General features: G+C 64.6%; 22 protein-coding genes. 19 read left to right on the top strand and 3 right to left on the bottom strand.

Annotation, left to right across the window (positions count from 1 at the left end):
* The first annotated feature begins 123 nt into the window (after positions 1 to 123).
* Positions 124 to 1,104, top strand: a complete 981-nt coding sequence (locus O9320_18390; protein MCZ8312820.1) for a radical SAM protein — start codon at positions 124 to 126, stop codon at positions 1,102 to 1,104.
* A 223-nt stretch (positions 1,105 to 1,327) separates the two neighbouring features.
* On the opposite strand, the gene O9320_18385 is transcribed toward O9320_18390, so the two are convergent.
* Complete coding sequence (locus O9320_18385; protein ID MCZ8312819.1) at positions 1,328 to 1,492, bottom strand: hypothetical protein; 165 nt, start codon at positions 1,490 to 1,492, stop codon at positions 1,328 to 1,330.
* A gap of 579 nt (positions 1,493 to 2,071) precedes the next feature.
* Here O9320_18385 and O9320_18380 point away from each other — a divergent pair.
* Genes O9320_18380 through O9320_18335 form a run of 10 tightly spaced genes read left to right on the top strand, consistent with a single transcriptional unit; the run spans position 2,072 to position 12,934 of the window.
* Complete coding sequence (locus tag O9320_18380) at positions 2,072 to 3,886, top strand: ABC transporter ATP-binding protein (GenBank protein MCZ8312818.1); 1,815 nt, start codon at positions 2,072 to 2,074, stop codon at positions 3,884 to 3,886.
* Positions 3,887 to 3,917: 31 nt separating this feature from the next.
* Entirely contained in the window at positions 3,918 to 5,012 is a 1,095-nt protein-coding gene (locus tag O9320_18375) for a Gfo/Idh/MocA family oxidoreductase (GenBank protein ID MCZ8312817.1), read from the top strand.
* Between the two features lie 23 nt (positions 5,013 to 5,035).
* Positions 5,036 to 6,604, top strand: coding sequence for an N-acetylneuraminate synthase family protein (locus O9320_18370; GenBank protein MCZ8312816.1), 1,569 nt, complete (start codon positions 5,036 to 5,038; stop codon positions 6,602 to 6,604).
* Positions 6,601 to 7,212 carry an HAD family hydrolase gene (locus O9320_18365; GenBank protein ID MCZ8312815.1) on the top strand — a complete coding sequence of 204 codons (612 nt, stop codon included), beginning with the start codon at positions 6,601 to 6,603 and terminating at the stop codon, positions 7,210 to 7,212. Before O9320_18370 ends, O9320_18365 begins: the two co-directional genes overlap by 4 nt.
* Positions 7,209 to 8,108 carry a class I SAM-dependent methyltransferase gene (locus O9320_18360; protein ID MCZ8312814.1) on the top strand — a complete coding sequence of 300 codons (900 nt, stop codon included), beginning with the start codon at positions 7,209 to 7,211 and terminating at the stop codon, positions 8,106 to 8,108. The genes O9320_18365 and O9320_18360 overlap by 4 nt, the downstream gene beginning before the upstream one ends.
* Before the next feature lie 28 nt (positions 8,109 to 8,136).
* Positions 8,137 to 8,859, top strand: a complete 723-nt coding sequence (locus tag O9320_18355; protein MCZ8312813.1) for an acylneuraminate cytidylyltransferase family protein — start codon at positions 8,137 to 8,139, stop codon at positions 8,857 to 8,859.
* 7 nt (positions 8,860 to 8,866) lie between these two features.
* Positions 8,867 to 9,949, top strand: coding sequence for a glycosyltransferase (locus tag O9320_18350; GenBank protein ID MCZ8312812.1), 1,083 nt, complete (start codon positions 8,867 to 8,869; stop codon positions 9,947 to 9,949).
* The gene (locus O9320_18345; GenBank protein ID MCZ8312811.1) at positions 9,946 to 10,968 is read left to right on the top strand and encodes a hypothetical protein; all 1,023 of its coding nucleotides are present in this window, start codon (positions 9,946 to 9,948) and stop codon (positions 10,966 to 10,968) included. Before O9320_18350 ends, O9320_18345 begins: the two co-directional genes overlap by 4 nt.
* On the top strand, positions 10,923 to 11,981 hold the full coding sequence (locus O9320_18340; protein ID MCZ8312810.1) for a hypothetical protein: 1,059 nt from the start codon (positions 10,923 to 10,925) through the stop codon (positions 11,979 to 11,981). The genes O9320_18345 and O9320_18340 overlap by 46 nt, the downstream gene beginning before the upstream one ends.
* Entirely contained in the window at positions 11,978 to 12,934 is a 957-nt protein-coding gene (locus O9320_18335) for a hypothetical protein (protein MCZ8312809.1), read from the top strand. Before O9320_18340 ends, O9320_18335 begins: the two co-directional genes overlap by 4 nt.
* Here O9320_18335 and O9320_18330 read toward each other — a convergent pair.
* A complete protein-coding gene (locus tag O9320_18330; GenBank protein MCZ8312808.1) occupies positions 12,901 to 14,613 on the bottom strand; it encodes a hypothetical protein in 1,713 nt (570 codons plus the stop codon). The two genes, O9320_18335 and O9320_18330, sit on opposite strands and share 34 nt — an antisense overlap.
* Positions 14,610 to 15,503, bottom strand: coding sequence for a class I SAM-dependent methyltransferase (locus O9320_18325; GenBank protein ID MCZ8312807.1), 894 nt, complete (start codon positions 15,501 to 15,503; stop codon positions 14,610 to 14,612). Before O9320_18325 ends, O9320_18330 begins: the two co-directional genes overlap by 4 nt.
* Positions 15,504 to 15,626: 123 nt before the next feature.
* On the opposite strand from O9320_18325, the gene O9320_18320 reads away from it, so the two are divergent.
* Genes O9320_18320 through lptE form a run of 8 tightly spaced genes read left to right on the top strand, consistent with a single transcriptional unit; the run spans position 15,627 to position 23,532 of the window.
* On the top strand, positions 15,627 to 16,448 hold the full coding sequence (locus O9320_18320) for a class I SAM-dependent methyltransferase (GenBank protein MCZ8312806.1): 822 nt from the start codon (positions 15,627 to 15,629) through the stop codon (positions 16,446 to 16,448).
* A gap of 45 nt (positions 16,449 to 16,493) precedes the next feature.
* Complete coding sequence (locus tag O9320_18315; protein ID MCZ8312805.1) at positions 16,494 to 17,462, top strand: glycosyltransferase family 2 protein; 969 nt, start codon at positions 16,494 to 16,496, stop codon at positions 17,460 to 17,462.
* A gap of 11 nt (positions 17,463 to 17,473) precedes the next feature.
* A complete protein-coding gene (gene asnB, locus O9320_18310) occupies positions 17,474 to 19,432 on the top strand; it encodes an asparagine synthase (glutamine-hydrolyzing) (GenBank protein ID MCZ8312804.1) in 1,959 nt (652 codons plus the stop codon).
* 22 nt (positions 19,433 to 19,454) lie between these two features.
* The gene (locus O9320_18305) at positions 19,455 to 20,255 is read left to right on the top strand and encodes a methyltransferase domain-containing protein (GenBank protein ID MCZ8312803.1); all 801 of its coding nucleotides are present in this window, start codon (positions 19,455 to 19,457) and stop codon (positions 20,253 to 20,255) included.
* Positions 20,252 to 21,352: a glycosyltransferase family 4 protein gene (locus O9320_18300; protein ID MCZ8312802.1), complete on the top strand. Its 1,101-nt coding sequence runs from the start codon at positions 20,252 to 20,254 to the stop codon at positions 21,350 to 21,352. The genes O9320_18305 and O9320_18300 overlap by 4 nt, the downstream gene beginning before the upstream one ends.
* Positions 21,349 to 22,110, top strand: coding sequence for a class I SAM-dependent methyltransferase (locus tag O9320_18295; protein ID MCZ8312801.1), 762 nt, complete (start codon positions 21,349 to 21,351; stop codon positions 22,108 to 22,110). Before O9320_18300 ends, O9320_18295 begins: the two co-directional genes overlap by 4 nt.
* A gap of 13 nt (positions 22,111 to 22,123) precedes the next feature.
* The gene (locus tag O9320_18290) at positions 22,124 to 22,987 is read left to right on the top strand and encodes a glycosyltransferase family A protein (protein MCZ8312800.1); all 864 of its coding nucleotides are present in this window, start codon (positions 22,124 to 22,126) and stop codon (positions 22,985 to 22,987) included.
* Positions 22,988 to 23,013: 26 nt separating this feature from the next.
* Positions 23,014 to 23,532, top strand: a complete 519-nt coding sequence (gene lptE / locus O9320_18285; GenBank protein MCZ8312799.1) for an LPS assembly lipoprotein LptE — start codon at positions 23,014 to 23,016, stop codon at positions 23,530 to 23,532.
* The last annotated feature ends 10 nt before the right edge of the window (positions 23,533 to 23,542 follow it).

Raw genomic sequence — 23,542 nt, 5'->3', positions numbered from 1 at the left:
TAAAACAAGGGCGAGTTTGGCCTTGCATCGTCTGGTAACCAATGTTAGAAAAAACCGCGTTCATTACATGAACACGATATCTTCTGTCCCCCGACTTCAATCGAACCTACCGAGGAGTCATCGATGCTCGAGAATCTTGGCGACAAAGGCATTGTGATTGCGTCGCGCGAGCTGACGATCGAGAACACGACCTATTGCGGCGCCAAATGCATCATGTGCCCGCGCGATGAATACTCGATGCGCTGGCAACACATGCCGTTCGACCTTTTCACGACTTCAGTCGACCAAGCGGTGAAACTCGGCGTCACGTCTCTCGATCTTTGCGGCTTCGGCGATCCGCTGATGGATCCGGATTTTGAAGAGAAGCTGCGTTACGCCAAGACCAACTATCCGCACCTGCGCATCTACATTGCGACGACCGGCCACCTTTTGAACAAGAAGGCGCTGCCCTGGATCGCCAAATACATCGATACAATCAAGATTTCGAACTACGGCTTTTCGAAGGAATCCTACGAGGCCGTGCATGCCGGTGTCGTGAAGTTCGAGAAGGTGTGGGAAAACATCCATGCTCTTCTGGCGCTGCCGCGCGGCCAGCGCCCCTACACGATTCTGTCGTACCTGATCTTCCCGGAAAACGAACACGAAATCGAAGATTGGAAGACCTATTGGTCCACGATCGCCGACGAAACGATGGTCTGGCGCCCGCATAATTACGGCGGTGCGCAGTCAATCGAGCCTCTGGCCTACGTCACGAACGACCGCCAGGGCGACCAAAAGGTTCGCTCGTGCGGACGCCCGGTCAAGGGCAACCCGTTCCTGCGCGTCAACGGTGATATTTCGGTCTGTTGTTTCGACTTCAACAACCGTCTGACCGTCGGTAACATGTACAAGGCTTCGTTGTTCGACATTCTGGGCGGCCCGGCGCTTGCGAACGTGAAGCAGGTCCACGAAAATCTCGCATTCAAGGGATGTGGCCTGCTGTGCGATGGCTGCGACCAGATCTACGACCGCAGCGACGCGCTGGTCTACTCAAGCGCCAACCGCCGCACCGACCAGCCGACGACGCATCTCGAACACGTCGTGCGCCTCGTCGAAACGGCTTGATCGACGGGCGTGGGTGCCGACTGGTGCGCTACGTACGTCGCAGCAAGGCTGGTTCGGCTAGACGGTAGGTTCGATGGAAAACTCGCCGAAACGGATACCGTTCGTGTGCTGTCCCGGTGCGCTGCCGACGCCCTTGTCGTCGGGCACTGCGATGATTGTCCACTAGCTACTCCAACGTTTCGCGGACAATAGGTTGGGATTGCGGGGCGTCTCGCTTGCAAAGCTAAAAGCAGGCCAGCAAATCTATGAAGCTATCGCTGGCGTGAGTAGCCAGATGGGGAGCGATTTCGAGTTTCGCTTTCATGATTCGAAAGGCGTCAAATCGAGGGCGGCATTTTTTCGCGGGGAGCTGCCGAGCTATGCCAAGGCCGATGTCGAAATCGTCCATGCATACTACCACTCGCTGGACTACGCGCGACGTCGGGTATTTTCCTAACCCGCTTGAAGCTGTCGAGGCCGTCGCGCGGGAAAATCTCGACGCTATTTCCAATTCTCTGTTTACCGGCGGAAGCAAATCGACCATTTCCTGCATTGGATTGTCGCTTTTCGCGCGTGAAATGCTGCCGTATATCGCTTGGCCGCTCGCGCGCAACGAAATGACGTTTACGATAATTATTCTACGAAACGCAAATCCTGACCCAAACCCCCGGCATCTCCGTAAAGGGGCAGATAAGCCATGCGAAGCTGCTTGCTGAATATGCCGCAACCAACGCGTCATTGTTGCAATCGCCAGAACAAGAATGCTAGTTACATGTTCACAGCGTGAACTCGACCTTTTTGCGCCGAATCCTTTTTTGGCAGTCGGCGCCGCTACGCGGCACGCATCCGTGCGCGCTGCAGCGCCACTCGAGTCGAGCAAAGCAGCGTGGAAAAAGGATCGCCATTGGGCAAACTTAACGATATCAGCGGCGGTTCGCCGGTGACGGGGGGCTTACGGCGCAATTTGGTTGTCCGCGCGTTTCGCTTGATGTCGACGCGCGAGCAGCTCGGCGCTTTCTCTATTGTCGCGGTCTCCCTCCTGTCGGGGATGCTCGAGATTGGCATTCTCGCGATGATCGGCCCGATTGTCTATGTGCTCTTCGATCCGGAAAGCTTGTCGACGTCGAAGGTGGGAACGTTCCTGGCGCTGTGGATCGATCTTGCCAACCAAACTGCAGCGCTCGGCGTGTTTGCAGCCGCCATCGTCATGCTCATGCTCGTGTCGGCGAGCGTGCGCCTTCTGACGCTCTACATTTCGGAGCGCCATTCGGTAGCGTGCCGGACGCGCCTGGCGAACGAAATGCTGGAACAGCTTGTCGCCGCACCTATCGAGTGGTCGCAACGCTTCTCGACCGCCGCGAAATTGAACCTCATTCAGGTCGATGTTTCGACGTGGCGCAACGACTTTCTCCAGAACGTAATGGCGTGCACGCAGTCTTTGGTCCTCATCTTGATGCCGGCGATCGCCGTCGTGGCAATGGCGCCGTCGATGGGCATCGGGGCCATTGCTGTGACGGCTGCATTAGTGGCGGGCGTTGTCGGCTTCTTCCGCAAGCACATAAGGCGCAGCGCAAATGCCGTCGCGGACGTGCGCAATGTTGCCGCCCAACGGCTCATGCAGGTACTGGCGGGCCTTCGCGAGGTCAAACTTTCGGGCAACAGACGCTATTTCGTCGACTACTTCGCAACCCCCAACCGCACCGCCTCGGCATTGGGAATCTCGGCGCGCATATGGGCCGGCTCGCCCGGCATTCTGATCCATACGATGGGCCAGATCGGATTTCTGGCGACCGCATTCGCGCTGTGGGCGACGAGCGACAATGCCGCCGGTGCTGCCGCCACGATGGCGATCGTCGCAGTATTCTTCGCGCGTGTTTTGCCGGTTTTCAATGCGATCGGCAACAGCCTCGCCCAGCTCTTTCGTTCGGCACCGATCGTGCATTCGATCCTTGAGGTTCTGTCCGAACTCGAAGCAGTCAACCGCGCGCAAGCCGAGAAATCGACGATCGAGCCGCCCGCATCGTGGCGGCGCATAGCACTTGAGCGCGTACAGAAAACCTATCTCGACGCAGAACATCCGGCCCTTGCCGTCGATAGCGTCGTCTTTGAACGCGGCAAGGTCTACGGCCTTGTCGGTCGGTCGGGTTCGGGAAAATCGACGCTCGCAAACATTCTCGCCGGTCTCGTTTCGCCGACCAGCGGACGCGTGTCGGTCGACGATGTCGATCTCGCGTCGATCGACTTGCGCAAATGGCACCGGAGCATCGGCTACGTGGCGCAAGCGCCGTTTCTTTTCGATGCCACAATTGTTGAAAACGTCACCTGCGGCGAACAGCTCGACAATGTACGCCTCGCCCAAGTGCTCGAAGAGGTGCAGCTTGCGGCTTTCGTCGCCGCCCAACCGCGCGGCCTCGACACGCATGTAGGCGAGCGCGGCGGGCGCATGTCGGGCGGGCAAATCCAGCGCGTATCGATCGCGCGTGCCGTCTATCGCCGTCCGAGCATTCTTATCTTCGACGAGGCGACGAGTGCGCTTGATGGAGAGACGGAACGTGAAATCCAGTCGGTTCTTGCCGCGCGCGCGCCGGAGCGTCTGACGCTCATCATCGCGCACCGCATCAATACGCTCAAAGAATGCGATGAGATCGTGGTGCTCGAAGACGGCAAGGTCAAAGACCGAGGCACGTTCCAGACGCTGTCTATGCGCAGTCCCGAGTTCAAAGCAATGCTGGCCGCCCACGTCGGCGCGCCAGACCAGTCCGACCCGAAATCTGTTTCCAACCGGCTGCCCGCCGTCGAATGATCGACGCTGCGCTCAGGAGAATCGAGAGAAAATGAAGGTCAAGATCTACGGCGCAGGTTCGATCGGTAACCATCTGGCGAATGCCGCGCGCACGCTCGACTGGGCGGTCGATGTGGTCGATCCCGATCCGCAAGCGCTCGCGCGTATGCGCAACTCGATCTATCCGGGGCGCTACGGCAAGTGGGACGAGGCGATCCGCCTGTTCGCGCCCGCCGACGAGCCCAAAGGCGGTTACGATCTCGTCTGCGTCGGCACGCCACCCGACGTGCACATCAAGCTCGCGCGCGCGGCTGTGGCCGAACGCGCGCGCGCCGTCCTCGTCGAGAAGCCGCTGTGCGGCCCCAATCTTGAAGGTGCCCAAGCGCTCGCCGACGAAGCGGCCAAAGCGGGTGTGGCCGGCTTCGTGGGCTACGACCATGTCGTGGGCCGTGCGGCCCGCCTTGCGTGCGACACCGCGCTGGCCCCCGGAATCGGCAAGATCGCGACGCTCGACGTCGAATTCCGTGAATTCTGGGGCGGCATCTTCGCGGCCCATCCGTGGCTTTCGGGCCCCTCCGACAGCTATCTCGGCTACTGGCAACGCGGGGGCGGGGCTTCGGGCGAACATTCGCACGCGGCCAATCTGTGGCAGCATTTTGCGCATGTCGTCGGCGGCGGGCGCGTCGTTTTCGTTCAGGCCACGCTCGATTTCGTGCGCGACGGCACCATCGACTACGACCGCCTGTGCATGATGACGCTCGAGACCGAGAGCGGGCTCGTCGGGCGTTGCGTGCAGGACGTGGTTACGCAGCCGCCGCGCAAATGGGCGCGCATCCAGGGCGCGGACGGTTTCGTCGAATGGACCTGCGGCTACGCACCCGGCATCGACCAGGTCGAAGCCGCATTGCCGGGCCGTGTTGCGAGCGTGCAGCGCGTTTCCAAAACGCGCCCCGACGATTTCATCGAAGAGCTGCGCCACATCGATCAAGCACTTGCGGGCGACCCGGCGAAGTCGCCCATCGCGTTGTCGCGTGGGCTCGACACGATGCTCGTGGTTGCCGCCGCCCATCTCTCGCAGCAGACGGGCCGGCGCGTGAAGATCGACTATTCCAAAGGGTGGGTGCCCGCTGCACTCGCAGCCGTTTGAGTTTTTCCGAACAAGGTAGCGCCATGACCGAGACGATCGCAAAATTCGGCTTCGAGGATCTTTTTGTCCTCGATCTTGCCAACAACCACCAGGGCAGCGTGGCGCACGGCAGCGCCATCATCCGTTCCTGCGCCGAGATCGCCAAGCGGCACGGCGTAAAGGCCGCGATCAAGTTCCAGTTCCGCGATCTGCCGGAATTCGTCCACAAGGACGAACGCGCCGTGCCGACCAACAAGCACGTGCCGCGCTTCCTGTCGACGCAGCTGAGCTGGTCCCAGTTCGGCGAGTTGCTGGCCGAGATCCGCAAGACGGGCCTGCTTGCGATGTGCACGCCGTTCGACGAGGCCTCGGTCGACCGCATCGCCGACATGGGTTTCGACATTATCAAGGTCGCGAGCTGCTCGGCGCGCGACTGGCCGCTCTTGCAGAAAATCGCGACCTGTGGTTTGCCCGTGGTCGCCTCGACTGGCGGGCTCGACCAAAGCGAGGTCGACGATCTTGTGAGCTTCCTCACCCATCGCGGCTGCGATTTTGCGCTGATGCATTGCGTGTCGATCTATCCCACACCCGATGCTGCCTGCAATCTTGCCAACATCGCCGAATTCGCCGAGCGCTATCCGGGGACGACGATCGGCTGGTCCACACACGAGCCGCCCGGCGAGACCGTGCATGTGGGGCTTGCCTACGCGTTCGGTGCCCGCATGTTTGAGCGCCATGTTGGTATTGAAACCGACACGATCAAGCTCAACGCCTATTCCTCGACGCCCGCCCAGCTCGATGCGTGGATCGCGGCATGGGCGCGCGCGCGCGCACTTTCGGGCAGCCGCCATCGCCAGCCCGCGAGTCCCGCGGAGAAGACCGCGATCGACGAATTGCGCCGCGGCGTTTTCGCGCGCACCCGCATCGAAGTGGGCGAAACGCTGCGCGCCGACCATATTTATTTCGCGTTCCCCTATCGCCCCGGCCAGCTTTCTTCGGGCGAGTGGCGCGACGGGATCGTCGCACGCCAAGCCGTCGCCCCCGACGCGCCGGTCGAGCTTGCCGGCATCGAGTGGCCGAGCGATCCGGATGCACGCGTGATCAAGCGCGCGATCCACGAGGTCAAAGCCTTGCTTGCCTATGCACGCGTGCCGCTGTCGCACGAGTTCCAGACCGAGTATTCGCACCATTACGGTGTGGCCAATTTCCGCAAGGTCGGCGCGGTGCTGATCACGGTCGTGAACCGCGACTACGCCAAGAAGATACTCGTCCAGCTGCCGGGCCAGATGCACCCGTGGCACTTCCACACGCACAAGGAAGAAACCTTCGTCGTGTTGTGGGGCGAACTCGTCATGGAGATGGAAAACAAGCGCAAGGTGCTGCAGCCTGGCGACGTGCTGACCGTGCTGCCCGGCGTGTGGCACCGCTTCTGGACCGAAACAGGCTCGGTGTTCGAAGAGATTTCGACCACGATCCAGAAGTCGGACAGCATGTACCGCGACCCCAACATCAACAAGCTGACCTCGGCCCAGCGCAAGACCATCGTCGACCATTGGGGCCGCTTCCAGCTGACCGAACAGATCCGTTCGGCGACGATCCCGCCGTCGGAATGATCCGCCGCGTCGTTTTCGATTTCGACGGCACGCTGGTCGATTCGAACGCGCTGAAGCGCGCCGCCTACGACCGCGTCGTCGCAGGCGATCCCGACGGCGCCGCGCTGATGGCGCAAGCGCTTGCCGCCGGTCCCGGCGACCGCCACGTCGTGTTCAAGCGCTATGCCGCACTGCGTGCGCGCAAAGATGGCCGCGATGCGGCTGCTTTGGCGCTCGCCTACACGGACATCGTCGATGCGGCCGTCGCTGCCGCACCTGCGATGCCGGGTGCCGAGGTCCTATTGCGGGCCTTGGCAGCCGAGGGGATCGACGCACATCTGAGTTCGGCCACACCGCTTGCGAGCCTTGCCTGGATCGTGGCGCGCCGCGGCTGGGACGGGCATTTCCGTTCGCTGCACGGCCGCCCGGCTGCCAAAGAAGAAACGCTGGCGCAGTTGATTGCCAAACACGGCACCGTACCGCACGAAATCGCCGTCGTCGGCGACGGCGACGACGATCGCGCAAGTGCCGCCGCGTTCGGCTGTGCCTTCTATCCGGTCGGTACGGCGAACGCCGCGCGCATCTACCGGCTCGACAAACTCCTGCCGCTTCTGAGGCTTGCCGCATGAACGAGAAAGATTTTCCGCCGTGCCCGATCTGCGCGGCCGCCGGCTGGACGCAGCTATACAGCGGCCCGGTACGCGATGGCATTTTTGGCGCCTCGCGCGACGCGGCCGTGGCGCGCTGCAGCGGCTGCGGCGTCGATCGCCTTGCGGAAAGTGCGTGCCTGCAGAAGGAAGACTACGAATCGCACGCCTACCGCGCGAAGCTTGCACAGGCCCACGACGTGGGTCGCCATTTCGACATGCACGACGAACTGGCGCGCTTCACGACCGAAGTCGTATGGCCGCGTTCGCTGCGCAAGGCGGTCGTCGCCGATGTCGGCTGCGGCGGCGGCAGTCTGCTCGACCATCTGGGGGCTTTGCCCGCGCGCGCGATCGCCGTCGACCCCGACCAGGCTTTCGCGCCTTCGCTGCAGGCGCGCGGCTACGATTGGTACGCCTCATGCGAAGCGGCTTATGCCGCGATCGGGGCGGGCCTCGACATTGCGTTCTGCATTCAGGTTATCGAGCATGTCGACGCACCGCGCGACTTTCTCGCGTCGATCCGCGCGTTGCTGAAGCCGTCGGGCATCCTCGTGCTGTCCACGCCGAACCGGCGCGACATCCTGATGGATCTGCTGCCCGACGATTTTCCGGCGTTTTTCTACCGCACCCAGCATCGCTGGGCGTTCGACGCGGACTCGCTCGGCAACTGCGCGCGGCGTGCCGGATTCGCCGTTGCCGAGACGCGCTATGTGCATCGCTACGGTATGGCCAACGCGCTCCACTGGATGCGCGACCGCAAACCCAAAGGTCGCACGGCGATGCCGCCGTTGGACGCGACCATGGACAAACATTGGCAGGCGTGCCTCGAAGCCACGGGCCGTGCCGACAATCTCTATCTCGTTCTGACGCCGGCATGAGTGCGGCTGCGCGCCTCGGGAGGCACTTTTGATCGACGGCAAACGCGTGCTCGCGGTCGTCCCCGCGCGGGGCGGCTCGAAAGGCATCAAGCTCAAGAATCTGCGCACGGTGCGCGGCCGCCCGCTGGTCGCCCTTGCAGGCGATGTCGTGCGTCAAGTGCCCGAGATCGACCGCGCGGTCGTCTCGACCGACCACGAAGAAATCGCGGCCGTTGCCGAGGCGGCGGGCCTTGCCGCACCATTCCGGCGCCCGCCCGAGATTTCGGGCGACCGTATTGGCGATCTCGAAGTGCTGGCGCATGCGCTTGGCGAATGCGAAGCGCTTGATGGCGTGCGCTACGACATCGTCGCGATGCTGCAGCCCACCTCGCCGTTGCGCACGCCTGCCAACGTGTCGGACGCGATCCGCATGCTTGCGACCGGCGGCTGGGATTCGGTCGTCACCGTGTCGCAGACCGATCTCAAGGCCCATCCGCTCAAGCAGTTCGTGCTCGACGGGCCCAAGCTCGGGTTCTTCGACGAAAGCGGGCGCGGCGTGATCGCGCGCCAGCAATTGACGCCGCTCTACCATCGCAACGGTATTGCCTACGCGATGACGCGCGAATGCATCATCGACCAGAAGACGATCTTCGGCCGCAACGCGGGCGCGCTCGTGATCCCGGGCCACCACGTGTCGATCGACACCGAGTGGGACATAAGAATGGTCGAGTATGTGCTCGCGCACGGCGACCCGTCGGATACGGACGGCTGAGCGAATCATGCGTCTTGCCTATCTCTTCCGAAGTGGGCGCAGCGACCGGATGGCCGAGGGCGGTCCGCGCGAGTTCACTTACGGCTATGCCGAGCTTGTCGCACAAGGTGCCGACGTGGCGATGCTCGAGGAAAGCGAATTCGGCCTTGCGCGCCCATGGCCCCGAGCCGTCGAAGCGCTGGCCAACCGCGTCAGTGCGGCGATCGGCACGCATCCGCGCACGGTGTGGGCGCTTGCGCGCGGGCGAGGCAAATTCGCGGGCTTTGCCGCGGTCGTCGCAACCAACCATGCGCTTGGCCTAGCTTTGTCGTTCCTGCATCGTTTGAGGCTCGTGTCCGCACGGCCGATCTTGTTGACCATGGGCCTCGTCGAACCGCACACGGGCGCGCTGCGGCGCGCATGGCTGCGATGGCTGTTGCGCGACACAGTGCTGGCCGCCTTGTCGAAGGGCGAGGCCGAATATTTGCGCCAAGCATTTCCCGACGGAGCACTCGATATTCGCGACTTCGTGTTCGGCGTCGATCTCGATTTCTGGAAACCCGATGCGGATGTCGGCACAAGCGACGAGATTTTGAGCGTCGGTAACGATCCCAAGCGCGATTTTGCGACGCTGGTTGCGGCTTGGCGGCCCGAGTTTCCGCTGCTGACACTCATTACAGCGTTGCCGGTCGCGAACGACAAGCCCAATATCCGCATCGAGCGCGGCGACTGGCGCAAGGCGGCAATCTCGGACGCCGATCTGCGCGCGCGTCTGCAGCGCGCACGCTTGGTCGTGGTCCCGCTGCAGGACACGTTGCAGCCGTCGGGGCAAAGTGCGGCCTTGCAGGCGATGGCCTGTGCGCGGCCCGTCGTGCTAAGCGCCAATCGTGGCCTGTGGGATCGGCCCCAGATCGAGCGGCATGCCGCCGCCCGGCTCGTGCCACCGGGCGATCCGGCCGCGTTGGCTGCGGCCGTCGCTACAATGCTCGCCGCTCCGGATGCGGCGGCTGCAATGGGAGCGCGCGCGCGCGACATGCTGGTGCGCGAGAACGTGTCGAGTGCCGCGATGGCGACGCAGATCCAGGCTCTGGCCGCGAGCCTGCGCGCGTGAAGGTCGCGATCAATTATCGCCGCGTCGAGGGGCCGTGGGGCGGGGGCAATCGCGTGGTTGCGGCGATCGAAGCGGCTCTGCTTGCGCGCGGCGACCATGTGGTCCGCGCGCTCGACGATGCCGACATCGACATCGTGCTGATCGTCGATCCCAGGCGGCGCAACCCGCAAATCACCTTCACGCCGGGCCAAGCGCTTGCCTATGTCGCGAATGTGCGGCCCACTTGCGCAATCGTCCACCGCATCAACGAATGCGACGAGCGCAAGGGCACGCACACGATGAATCTGCGCTTGCGCATCGCCAATTACTGCGCCGATCACACGGTGTTCGTTGCCTCGTGGCTCAAAGAGCTCAGCGTCTGGCGCCGCGAGACGGACGCGACTGTCGTTTTGGGCGGCGGCGACGACACGATCTTCAAGCGCGATGCGGCCGCCTCGTGGGACGGGCAGGAACCGCTGCGCCTCGTCACGCACCATTGGGGGGCACACCCGAACAAGGGGCTCGACGTCTATCGCGTGCTCGACGCGATGCTGGCGACACAAGAATGGCGCGGCCGCGTACGCTTCACGCATATCGGTAACCGGCCGCGCGATGCGGGCCTTGCGAACGTCGAATGGCTTGCCCCGCTCGACGGCCCGCCACTCGCCGCAGCTTTGGCGCAGAACCACGCCTATCTGACCGCGTCGATCGGCGAGCCGAGCGGCAACCACCATATCGAGGGCGCTTTGCTCGGCATGCCGATCCTGTATCGCCGGTCGGGCGGCCTGCCCGAGTATTGCGCGCCTTACGGCATTGGCTTCGACGCGCCCCAGGACTTCCCCGACGCGTTGCGGCAATTCATGGCCGCCTACAAGGTCCTCAAGCCAAAGATGGCCGAGTATCCGCACACCTCGACAAAGATGGCAGCCCAGTTTCTGGCGCTGTTCGACCGCTTGGCGGCACAAAGCGAAGAGATCGCCAAACATCGTCGGCCGTGGCGCAATCCGCTTGTGCGCCTTGCCAACATGCTGCCGCTCTGACCATGGGCTATGGCGGCAATCTGATCTGGACGACCGTGTTCAAGGCGCTCAATGCGCGGACGGGGCGCGCCGTCGCACCCGTCCATATGCCGCTGGCAAGCGACCTTGCGGCAGGCGCGCTCTACGACCGTTCGGTGTCGTTGGCCGACGACGCGATCTATCGCTTGAATCCGCGGCTCGCCTTTCCGCCGACCCGCGCCAAGAATGCCGCCGCCCGGCTGCTCGATGTGGGCTTTGTGCGGGCATTGTCGTTGTTGGGCCTGCGTCGCGCATACGAGCTGTGGGTCGTGCGCTGCACTTCCGCGCGCGACGACAGGCAGGGGCCGTTGCTCGTGCATATCGACATGCGCGTGCACTCCTACGCGGCGCGCCAGGATCGGCGGCGCACCTTCTGGAAAAGCCATGCGCGTGCGGCCGACGCGATGCTCGAACATCTGGGCGGCGGCACGGCCGACGATACGTGCGAGATGTATTTTTCGGCCGCCGAAGAAGCGGCGACGGATGCGCTGCTGGCGCAGGCCGGCATCGACGGGCCGTTCGTCGCGTTCGAGCCCGAGACCAACCGCGACTTTTTCGGCGATCTGCGCGCCTGGCCGCGCGAAAATTGGGAAGCGGCGATGGCGCGCTTGGCGGCAGCCCATATGCATTTGCGGCTCGTTCAAGTGGGTGCCGTGACTTCCGTGCCCGCGATCGCAGGTGCAGTCGATCTGCGCGGCAAAACGAGTTTTCGCGCGGCGTGTTTGGTCTTGAAGCGCGCAAGACTGTTCATCGGCACGGAAAGCGGCCTCATGCATGCCGCCAATGCAGTCGGCGCGCGTGCGCTTATCTTATGGGGCGGCCTTACCTTGCCGGAATTCATCGGCTACCCGCAGCGCCAGCGCACCTTGTGCAAATACGTGGCTTGCGCGCCGTGCGGCAACAACGGTTGGTGCGACAACGCGCGCATCTGCATGACGCGCATCGGCGTCGATGAAGCGCTCGCTGCCGCAAATGAAATGCTGGAGGCGGCATGAGTGCCCTGTGGGTCAACATCAATCGCAACGGCGCACTCGGCAATCGTCTGTTCTCGCGCGCGCATGTCTATGCGGCAGCGCGCGAGTTCGGCGCGGTAGTCGCCGATTGGGGGCTTGGCGACTACAAGCGCCTGTTCCCGGCACTGCCCGCCGGGCAACTCGCGAGCTATCCTTTCACCGCCAACGGGGCGGTGCCCGAACTGCCTGACCGCTGGTGGCTCAACGAAGGCACACTCGGCTTCTTGCGCCGCGCGCGCCCGCGCCGCACCGGCCAGCACGGTCCGATCTGGAGCTGCTATTGGGGCGGTGCAGATCCCGACACGATGGCGCTCGACGGCCCGGCCTTCGCCGAGTTTGCGGCTGGGCGCGAGTTGCTGTTTCTCGACGGCTACAAGCTGCGCTGCACGCCGTGGGTGCGCAAACACGCCGACGAAATCCGTCGCTTCTTCGCATTGCCGCAGGCCGTGACCGCGAAATGGACTGCCTTGCAAGCACAGTGGCACCGCCAATGGCCGACGACGGTTGCGGTCCATATGCGCGGCACCGATTTCCGCAAAGCCCAGGGTGGACGCTACTATCTTTCGCCGGCCGAATACGCAAGCGTGCTCAAATCGAGCGACGCGATCGATCCGGCGACGACGCTGTTCGTGCTGTTTTCGGACGAAAGCTTCCGCAAAGACGCCAACTTTGCGGCCCTCGCTTCGGCGTTCGCGGGGCTCGACCATATCTTCATGCATGGCGATCTTGCCGACGACATGGCAGGCATTGGATCGTGCGACCGTATCGTCGGGCCGGTTACAAGCACCTTCTCGCGCTGGGCCGTGTTCGCGCGTGCGCGCCCCTGGGCGGGCGTGTCGCGCTCGATGCTGGCGGGCGAAGCACCGGGCTTGCAGTTCCGATCTGGCCTCGTGCCGTGGGACTACGGGGCTTCGAGCGCGCAGCCCGAAACGTAAGGCGCCTTGAGCGGTGCGATCGTGCTTGCCGCATGGTCCCACAGCCACAAAGTTGTGGCGGGCGTTTGTGCCACAAGGCCGCCCGAGCGGCATTCGCGCTGCACGATCTGCATGCCGTCCCACACGGTGTTCCAGACAAGATCGCGCGCAACGAGCCAGCGCCCGTCCCAACTGCGGATCTCGGCCAAGGATGCCGCATCGCGCGCTTGGGCGGCAAAGGCGCGCCGCGCGATCGCGAACACATGGTGGTTGACCTCGATGACCGGCACGCGCCCCGGCAGCTCGGGTGCCGACAGCAGAAAGTGCGCATCTTGTGCGGGCTGGCCGAACGGGAAAAGCGGCGGATCGACGAATACGGCTGTCAAGAGATCGGCGGGGCGCGCCCATTCGCGCCCGCGCAGATAGTCGCTGGCCGTTAGGCCCGCCCACACAAGGGAGAGGCCGAGTGCCGCACGCCGGATGCCGCCTTCGTTGCGCCACGCCAGAGCGGCGACGAGGCCCAAGCCGAGCGCCAGCCACAGGCTCGCACCCAACGTGGCGCGCGCGCCGAAACCAAGCGAGAAGACAACGTAGTTGCCGATCGCAAACGGCAGTGCGCCGAAACAAATCCCGGCGAGAACCAGGGCGACAACGCCGCCAGCCCCATGCCAGTCGATGCGGGCTTGCGCCGCGCAAAGCGCCAGCAGACCAAGGCCCAAAGCGATCGGCAGAAGGCCTTCGAGCATCGCCAACGGCAAGGTCGCAACGACCGCCGAGGTGCTGACGGCAAGGGCGGCCACGATCATGCAGCGCCAAATGTCGAGGCCGGGACCGTTGCGTCGCAGCAGCGCCCACAGAATTGCACCGGCAAGCAGCGTCGCTGCCGCAACAGCGGCGTAGACGGTCCAGGGAGCAAGGCCGAGAAAGCGGCCGACATAGAGATACCAATGGAAAAAGGTATCGACGAAATTCGCGTTGATGCCGCGCGAGCCCTCGGCACCCAGCATGCGCATGATGCGGCCAAAGGCGATAGCGGCGGCCAAAGCACCGCCATAGACGACCGTCGCAAAAGCGCCGTTGCTGCCGCGCCAGCCGAGCAGCAGGGCCGCGAATACGAGCAGCGGGGCGATCTGGAAATAGTGCGCCTCGTAGACGAGATATCCCAGCAGCGAGATCGCAGCACCTGCCAGCAGCAGGCCGCGCGATCCGTTCCAGCCGCGCAGCAAAAGGCTGCCGGAGATCGCGAAAGCGGCGACCGCCGGCATCGCGGTGGTGCCCGTTGCCCAGAACTGCGTTGCCGCCGAAAAGGGAAAGGCGATCCAGCAGGCACCGGCGAACAGGCCGCCAGCGGTCGCAGGTTCGCCGCGCCCGAGCGCTGTCGCCAGCACGTCGCGCGCAAAGATCGCGACCGCGAACCCGGCCGCAACGTTGAGCAAGGCACCCGTCGCATGCCACGCAAACGGTGTGGCGGGTACCACGGAGGTCAGCACGTAAAACACGACGCGCAGCACCGGCCGGTTTTGCGCGATCTCGAGCGCGTGCCAGCGTGCGGCGGAAAAAGCGGGCGTCCAATCCTGCGGATCGACAAGCACGCTCCAATCGTCGGTCAAGAATCCGAGCGTGAAGGGCCGCCACGCGGTGGCGGCCAGCGCACACAGCGCGAAGCAAAGCCACGCGCGCCGGTCGAAAGCCGTACTCATGCTGCGTTGGGTCCGTCGCTGCGGCGCGCAACGATGCCCATCACGTCGCCCGCATTGATCGCGACCGACAGGCCGCGCAACGGGCGCAGCAGCCAGCGCGCGAGGCGCAGCGGCATGCTCAGCACGCCGTCGCGGTTGAGATAGCACAGCCGGTCGAGCACGTAGCTCAAGCGATAGCGATGCCCGATCGTGCGCATTGCCAGCGTCTCGAAGCCGGTCTGCGCCAGCAGGCTTTGCAGGTTGGCGCGGTCGAACAGCACGATGTGCTGCACGGGGTCGAGATAGTGCCAGCGCAGGCCCATCAGCGTTGCCACAAGGCTGCCCGCATCGGGCGTGGTCACGAACAGCAGCGCACCCGGCTTCATGGTCGCGCGCAGCGCTTGAAGGGCGCGGCGCGGATCGTCGACATGCTCGATCACGTCGAAATTGACGATGCCGTCGTAGGGGCCGCTGCGTTCGGCGGGCAGCGCGTAGATCGAGGCCACGACATTGTCGACGCCGAACTGCGTGCGCGAATAGGCGACCGCGGCAGGGCTGATGTCGAAGCCTTCGGTGCGGTAGACCGCCTGCGCGAGCTTGAGGAAATGGCCGTAATTGGCACCGGCATCGAGAAGACGCGCGCCATCGGGCAGATAGCGTCGCACCCAGTCGAGCTTGATGCGAAAATTCTCGAACTGCGCGTCGTCGAGATAGTAGTCGAGATTGCCGTCGGCGGCGAAAATCGGCACCTCTTCTTCGTAGATGCTGACGCCCGTCGGGCCGGTCGCGACGCCTGCGGGTACGAGCACGAGGCGGCAAGCGACGCAGCGCTGCACGAGCCGCCCCTGTTTGGTCGCCCAATCGCGGCGCGCGCCGCCGCAAACGGGACAAGGGTTCGATGCTTGTGACATGCTGGGCTGTGGCTCGCGCGGATGGGCGTCGGACAAAAAGACGCCGGATTTTACGTCGGGGCCGCGTCGGCAAACAAGCGCGACGGCGCGGCGATTCCCAAGGCCTTGGAGCACGAGACTGAAATGACCGACAAGGACCAGGCGCGTACCGCCACGATCGCCGATTTCGGCGCGCAATGGACGCGTTTCACCGCAAACGACGGCTTCTACGGCAGCCAGGCGCTTTGGCAGGACATTGTCGGGCCGCTGGTGCCGCCGGACGGTTTTGCCGGCCGCCACGTGCTCGACATCGGCAGCGGCACGGGCCGCATCGTCAATATGCTGCTCGATGCCGGTGCCGCCCATGTCACGGCCGTCGAACCGTCGGCAGGCTTTGCCACGCTCGTCGCCAACACGGCGCAGTACGGCGACCGGGTGCGCCTGTTGAACATGCGCGGCGACGAGTTGCCGGCCGATGTCGCCGGTCTCGATTGGGCGGTTTCGATCGGCGTGCTGCACCATATTCCAGATCCGCTGCCGGTCGCGAAGGCCGCACGCCGCAGCCTCGCACCCGGCGGCAAAATGCTGATCTGGGTCTATGGGCGCGAAGGCAATGGCCTCTATCTGGCGCTGGCCTTGCCGCTGCGCGCCCTCGTGCGCTTGTTGCCGCGCCGGGCGAGCGAGGCATTGGCCTGGGCGCTCACGGTGCCGCTGTCGGCCTATGCCGCCTTGTGCCGCCGGATTCCCGGCTTGCCGCTTGGGCGCTATCTGGCGCGCGTGATTTCGCCGCTGACTTGGTCCAAGCGCATGCTTGTCGTCTACGATCAGCTTGCGCCGAATTGGGCTGAATACTACACGCAAGCGCGTGTTCGCGCTTTGTTGACCGATGCAGGCTTCGTCGATATAAGCCTGCATCATCGCCACGGCTACAGCTGGACCGCCGTCGCCACGAATCCGGCATCTTGAGCGCTGATCTGCTCGCTTTCCAACGGTTTGGACGCCCTCCATAAAATGGACAAAAAACTCGTCAGCATTGTAGCGCCCGTCTACAACGAAGAGCGCGTCCTGCCGGAATTCGTGCGGCGCATCGGTGCGGCGATGGCGACCGTGGCCGACCGCTACGACTACGAAATCGTGCTGGTCGACGACGGCAGCCGCGATACGAGCCTCAAAGTTGCGCGCGAACTCGCCAAGGCCGACGCCCACATCGCCGTGGTCGAGCTGCGCCGCAACTACGGCCAGACGGCGGCCTTGCAGGCCGGCATGGACGAAGCGAAAGGCGAATTCATCGTCTCGCTCGACGCCGATCTGCAGCATTTTCCCGAGGAAATCCCGATTTTCCTGGCGCGCCTGGAAGAGGGGCTCGACGTCGTATGCGGCTGGCGCCACCAGCGCCAGGAAGGCATCGTGCGCCGCTGGCCCTCGCGCGCGGCGAACGCTTTGCTGCGCTGGATCACCAAGCTCGAGATCCACGACATCGGCACGACCTTTCGCGGCTACCGCACCGAGATCGTGCGCGATTTCCGCCTGCTTGGCGAGAACCACCGCTTCATTCCGGTGTTCGCCAAGATGGCGGGTGCGCGCATCGACGAAATCCCGATCGAAAACATCGAGCGGCCGGTCGGCCAGTCGAACTACGGAATCGGCCGCACCTTCAACGTGCTGCTCGATCTCGTCTTCTTGCTGTTTTTGACGCGCTATCTCGACCGTCCGATCCGCGCCTTCGGCGCCATCGCGCTCGGCTTTTTCGCCGTCGCCTTCGCAATCGGATCGACCCTGCTGGTTTGGGCGCTTGCGACCGGCACGCCCACGGTGCGCGACCATAGCGGCTGGTTCCTGCTGTCGCTGTTCCTGGCCGTGAGCGGTCTGCAGTTCCTGCTGGTGGGCGTGTTGGCCGAGATCATCGTGCGCGTCTATTACGGCAGCGGATCGCGCACGACCTACAAGATCCGCAACGTCTGGCGCAGCGCTTCGGCGTAACGGTCGGGCCGATGTGCGGCATTTTCGGACAGTTCGTCTGGCAGGGGGCTCCGCCCGAACCGGGCTTGCTGTGGGCGGCCACGCAGCGCCTCGCCCATCGCGGACCTGACGGCGGCGCGTTCTGGGCGGACGCCTCGTTTTTTCTCGGCCATCGCCGCCTGTCGATCATCGACCTTGCGACCGGCGACCAGCCGATGGCGACCGAAGACGCGTCGCTGGTCGTCGCGTTCAACGGCGAGATCTACAATTTCGTCGAACTGCGCGCCGAGCTTGAAGCGCTGGGTGCGCGGTTCCGCACGCGCTCGGATACCGAGATTCTGCTTGCGGGCTATCGCCAGTGGGGCACCGGGCTGCCCGCCCGCTTGCGCGGCATGTTCGCGTTCGCGATCGCCGACCGGGCCGGCGGCAGTCTGTTCGTGGCGCGCGATCGGTTCGGCGAAAAGCCGCTGATGCTGCACGAAGCGCCGGGTCGCGTCACGTTCGCGTCCGAACTCGGCGCACTGGCCGATCTGCTGTCGGCCGATGCGCGCGCGATCGACCGGCAAGCGCTCGGCCGCTATCTGTGCCTCAACTACGTGCCGGAAGAGGCGACGCTGATACGCGCCGTGCGGCGTCTGCGGCCCGGCACGTGGCGCCGCTATCGGCGCGACCGTGTGGAAGACGGTGTTTTCTGGACGCCCGCGGGCGACGGTGCATCGACGCCGACGCAAGTGCCGACCACGATGCCGGCTGCTGCCGCCGCCGTCGCAGCAGAGATCGACCGCAGCGTGGCGATCGCCTTGCGCAGTGACGTGCCGATCGCGCTGTTTTTGTCGGGCGGCATCGACTCGTCATTGGTTGCCGAAAGTGCCGTGCGCCAGGGCCGCTTGACGACGGCCTATTGCGTCGCGTTCGACGATCCGCGCTTCAGCGAAATCTCGGGTGCCAAGCGCGTGGCTGATCGGCTCGGCGTGCGGCTCGAGCAGGTTCCGGCAACGGCTTCCTTGCTCGACGATTTTGCGCGCATCGTCGCGCATGCCGACGATCCATTGGCCGATTCCTCGGCCATGCCGGTATGGGCGCTTGCCAAAGCGGTCGCCAAGGATTTCAAAGTCGCGATCAGCGGCGACGGCGGCGACGAGCTTTTCGGCGGCTATCTCACGCAGCGCGCCACACTGATCCATCGCCGTTTTGTGGCGCCGCTGCCGATGGTCGCGCGCCAAGCGATGGCGTGGCTTGGGCAGTTTCTGCCTGTTTCGGGCGGCAAGGTATCGCCGAGTTACAAGCTGCGCCGATTCCTGCGTGCGGCTCCGCTTGCGTCGGGGGCCGCGCATTTTTCGTGGAACGGCGCTTGGATGCCGCAGGCCGCCGCCGCTTTGCTCGAAGACGGTGCCGCCCGAGCGGCCGCCCTGGCTGCGCTCGACGATCTTGCCGCCGCAACCGGCGTCGACCGCGACGTCGATTTGGGCGCGCTGCAGCGTGCCGACATGTCGGTCTATTTGGCCAACGACATTCTTGTCAAAGTCGACCGCATGACGATGGCGCACGGGCTTGAAGCGCGTGCACCTTTGCTGACGCCGGAGCTGGCAGCACTCGGTCAAGCTTTGCCGACCGAGCTGCGCGCGACGATGCGCGGCGGCAAGCGCGTGCTGCGCCAGCTTGCGAGCGAGCGTCTGGGACCCGCCGTCGGCAATGCGCCCAAGCAAGGCTTCAGCGTGCCGATCCACGATTGGCTCGCCGGTCCCGGGCGCGATCTCGTGATGCACACGCTGTCGGCCGCGCGCATCGACGCGATCGGACTCATGCGGCGCGACGCGGTGCTGCAGGTGCGCGACGCGCACTTGGCGCGCCAAGCGCCGCTCGGCTTCGAGCTTTGGGGCCTTATGGTGCTTGCCGAATGGTGCGCGCAGCAGGCCGACCGGCCAGTTTTGCGCGCCGCCGACGACGCAACGCTTGCCGCCCACCGCGTTGCGCTGCCGCTGGCCGCGTAAGTTTTCGACGAAAGAACACGCCATGCGCAAAGACTATATGACCGTTTCCCCCGACGCGGCCGGCCAGGACGAAACCGCCTTCGTCGCCGCCCACTGGACCAAAGTCTGGCAGCAGATGGGCGGGCCGTCGGGCGCCATCGACCGCGTCGCGCGCAAGGACGAGTACCGCCTGATGCGGCCCTATATCGAAAGCCTGCCGAAAGGTGCGCGTCTGCTCGACGGCGGCTGCGGGCTCGGCGAATGGACGGCGTTTTTCACGAAGGCCGGCTATCCCACGCTCGGACTCGATCTCTCGGCCCAGACCGTCGCCCAACTGCGCGGCGTGTTTCCCGACCAGCGATTCGAGGCGGGCGACATCCGCGCCACGGGCCTGGCGGACGAATCGTTCGACGGCTATTTCTCGTGGGGCACGTTCGAGCATTTCGAAGACGGCCTCGATCCGTGCCTGCGCGAGGCCTGGCGCGTGCTGAAGCCCGGCGGCTATCTGTTCATCACCACGCCGTTCGACAATCTACGCCATTCGCTGGCAGCGGCGTTCGATCTGCGGCGCACGGCCGCGGCGAGCCCGCAGAACGCGCGTTTCTACCAATGGCGCCTGACGCGCGGAGAAATGCGCGGCTATCTTGCCAACAGCGGCTTCGAAGTGCTCGATCTGCGCCCGATCGGCAAGCGCCAGGGGTTGGTGCGCGTGCTGTGGCAGAATTTTGGCCTGCACTACGACTGGAAATTCACGAAGGCGATCGGTGCGGGGCTGGCTCCGTTCGTATGGTCGGGTCTCGTCGCCCACATGCTGATGGGCATTGCGCGAAAGCCCGCGCGATGAGCGACGACGAACGGCGATCAACACCCTTGGCAAAAGTCATCGCACGGCGCGCCTACAGCACTCTGCTCGGGCTCGGCGCCGTCGCGACCGTGCCGTTTTCAGGCAAGCGGGGTGCACCGCGCGTGCAGTATGGCGGTGCGATCACCGGCGACGTCGGCGGGCCGCTCGTGAAGGTCAAGCGGCTCACCGAGTTTTTCCCCGAAGAACGCCTGCGCTACAATCTCGTCTACGCGCTCAGCAACGCGCCCTATCTGCCGGATGTTGCGATTGCCATGCTCAAGCGGCGCGGAATTCCGATCGTGCACAACCAGAATGGCGTGTTCTACCCGGCCTGGTACAGCGGCGACTGGAAGGCCGAGAATGCGCGCATGGCGCGCACGTACCACCAAGCCGACTACGTATTCTGGCAGAGCGAGTTCTGCCGCCGCGCCTCGAATCTGTTTTTGGGGCCGCGCAGCGGGCCCGGCGAAATCCTCTACAATGCCGTCGATACCAAACTTTTCGTGCCGCGCGAGAAGCCGCTCGACGGTCCTGTCGTATTCTTGATGACGGGCAAGATGGATCTCCATCTCTACTATCGCATCGAGAACGCGCTGCTGGGCTTCGCGGCCGCCGTCGCAAGCGGCCTCGATGCCAGGCTGCATCTTGCGGGTTGGATGGCGCCGATGGCCGAGATGCGCGCGCGAACGAGCGTTGCACGTCTCGGCATCGCCGACCGCGTCTACTTCTTCGGCCGCTACACGCAAAGCCAGGCGCCCGACGTGTATCGCGGCGCGCATGTATATGTTTCGACGAAACATAACGACGCGTGCCCAAATGCCGTGATCGAGGCGATGGCGTGCGGTTTGCCGGTCGTCTATTCGGCCAGCGGCGGGGTGCCCGAACTCGTCGGCGATGCCGGCGACGGCGTGCCCGTGCCCGAAGTCTGGGACGAGCCGCAAGTGCCGTCGGTTGACGCGCTTGCCGCCGCGATGGTTTCGACTGCGGCGCGGGTCGCCGAACTGGCACTCCTGGCGCGCGCGCGCGCCGTCGCAAAATTCGATATCGGCCATTGGATCGGCCGGCATCGCGCGATCTTCGAAAGTCTCACGCGATGAAACGCATGCTGCTTGTGGCAGCCGATCTTGTGGGACGGCTTTGGGGTTTCCTGCCGGCGTACCTGCGCCGCCGCCTGCTGCTTGCCCTGTTCGTGCTCGAGGGCCGTGCGGGCGATCCCAAACGCGGTCTTGCAAATCTCTTCGGCGTCGAGCAGTCGCTCGATCTGGCGATCAACGAGCGCGCCATGGCGTATGGAGGGGCCGAGCATCCCAAGCACAGGCTCACGCGCTACCATGATTTCTTCGTGGACCGCGTGCCGGACGGCGCGCGCGTGCTCGATATCGGCTGCGGCTATGGCGCGGTTGCGCGCTCGGTCGCGCGCGCGCGCCCGCAAGCAAGCGTGCTCGGCGTCGAGATCGATGCGGGTCGCTTGGCGCAGGCGCAGGCCGCCGACAAGCCGCCCAATTTGAGTTTTGCCGCCGCCGATGCCACACGCGCACTGCCGCCGGGTCCGTGGAATGTGGTGATGCTGTCCAACGTGCTCGAACATCTCGAGGCGCGCGTCGCGTTTCTGCGCGATCTTCTCGCCACGGCGCGGCCGCAGCGCGTGCTGATCCGCGTGCCGCTGTTCGAGCGCGACTGGAAGATGGCGCTGCGCCGCGAAGTGGGAGCGAACTACATGTCCGACCCCGAGCATTTCATCGAGCACACGCTGGCCGAGTTCGCAGCCGAAACGGCGGCGGCGGGCTTGCGCATCGAAGCGATGAGCACGCTGTGGGGCGAGATTTGGGCCGATTGCCGGCCGACCGACCTTTGACACCCCACCCGTGATGTCCGTATCCCGCATCAGCGTCGTCGTGCCGTGCTACAACGCGCACCGCTACTTGGCGGAGACGCTGGCCAGCGTTCGAGCGCAAACCTTCGCGGACGTCGAAATCGTGCTCGTCGACGACGGCTCGAACGATCCCGCCACGCTCGCTTTTCTGGCTGATCTGCCGCCCGACATCAAGTTCGTGCGCAAGCCTAATGGCGGCCTGTCGTCGGCGCGCAATGCGGGCTTTGCCGCAGCTTCGGGAAGCTACGTCCTGCCGCTCGACGCCGACGACCGGATCGCCCCCGACATGCTGGCACGCTGTGCGGCAATCCTCGATGCCGATCCGACGGTCGATTTCGTCTATACGCAGATCGACGTGTTCGGCGACGAGCGCGGCGTGGTGCGCAAGACCTGGAACCGGTTCGAGCAGCTCGCCACCAATCAGCTGCCCTATTGCATGCTGATGCGCAAATCGACGTGGCAGCGGGTCGGCGGCTACGACGAGACCATGCTGGAAGGCTACGAGGACTGGGAGTTCAATCTGCGCCTGTCAAAGGCGGGACTGCGCGGCGTGGCGGTTGCCGCGCCGCTGTTCCGCTATCGCCGGCTCGCGACAGGCATGCTGCGCAGCGTGTCGCAGCAGCGTCATGCGCGCATCTGGCGCCAGATGCGCGGCAAACATCCCGACCTCTATGGTTTCGTCGGCCTCTGGGCGCTATGGCGCCAATGGCGCGGCAAGCCCTCGACGCATCCTTTGGCGCTGGTCTGGCTGCTGCTGGCGGCCACGCTCGTCCTGCCCGACAAGTTGTTCAGCCGCCTGTTCCTGGCGCTGCATCGCATCGGCCACAGTGCACGCGACCCCGATGCCGTGTTAGATTAGCTGAATAACGCTGGAGCTGTTTGTCCATGGGCCGTCTTGTCCGTCGTTCATTTCTGTTCGCGCTGTGCGCCGTCGCCTTGGCAGGCTGCGGCTTCCAGCCGCTGCTTGGACGTGCGGGCGACAGCGCCGACGCAATCGAACAGCTTTCCGCCATTCGCATCGAGCCGATCCCGGACCGTTCGGGCCAGGTGCTGCGCAACGCGCTGCTCGACCGCATCACGCCGCAAGGCCAGACGCAGGCTTCGCGCTACGTTTTGCGCATCCGTCTTTCGGAACCGCGCCAGACAATCCTGTTGCGCCGCGATGACATCATCAGCCGCAGCAGCTATACGGCAAATGCGACATTCGAGCTGCGCGATATGCAGGGTCGGCGCGTGTTCTCCGGCAGTTCGTCCTTCATAACAGATTATGAAATCACAGCGTCGGAATTCGCCACGCGCACAAGCCTCGAAAACGCACGCGACCGGGTGTTGGAGCTGGTCGCCGACGATATCCGCAACCAGTTGGCGCTCGATTTCCGCCAGCGCCAGAACGCCGCGCGCTGACCCTCACAGG

It is taken from the genome of Magnetospirillum sp., assembly GCA_027532905.1.
Taxonomy (GTDB): Bacteria; Pseudomonadota; Alphaproteobacteria; order CACIAM-22H2; family CACIAM-22H2; genus Tagaea.
The sequence above is the reverse complement of the archived record's forward strand: the minus strand, read 5'-3'. Positions and strand labels throughout refer to the sequence as shown.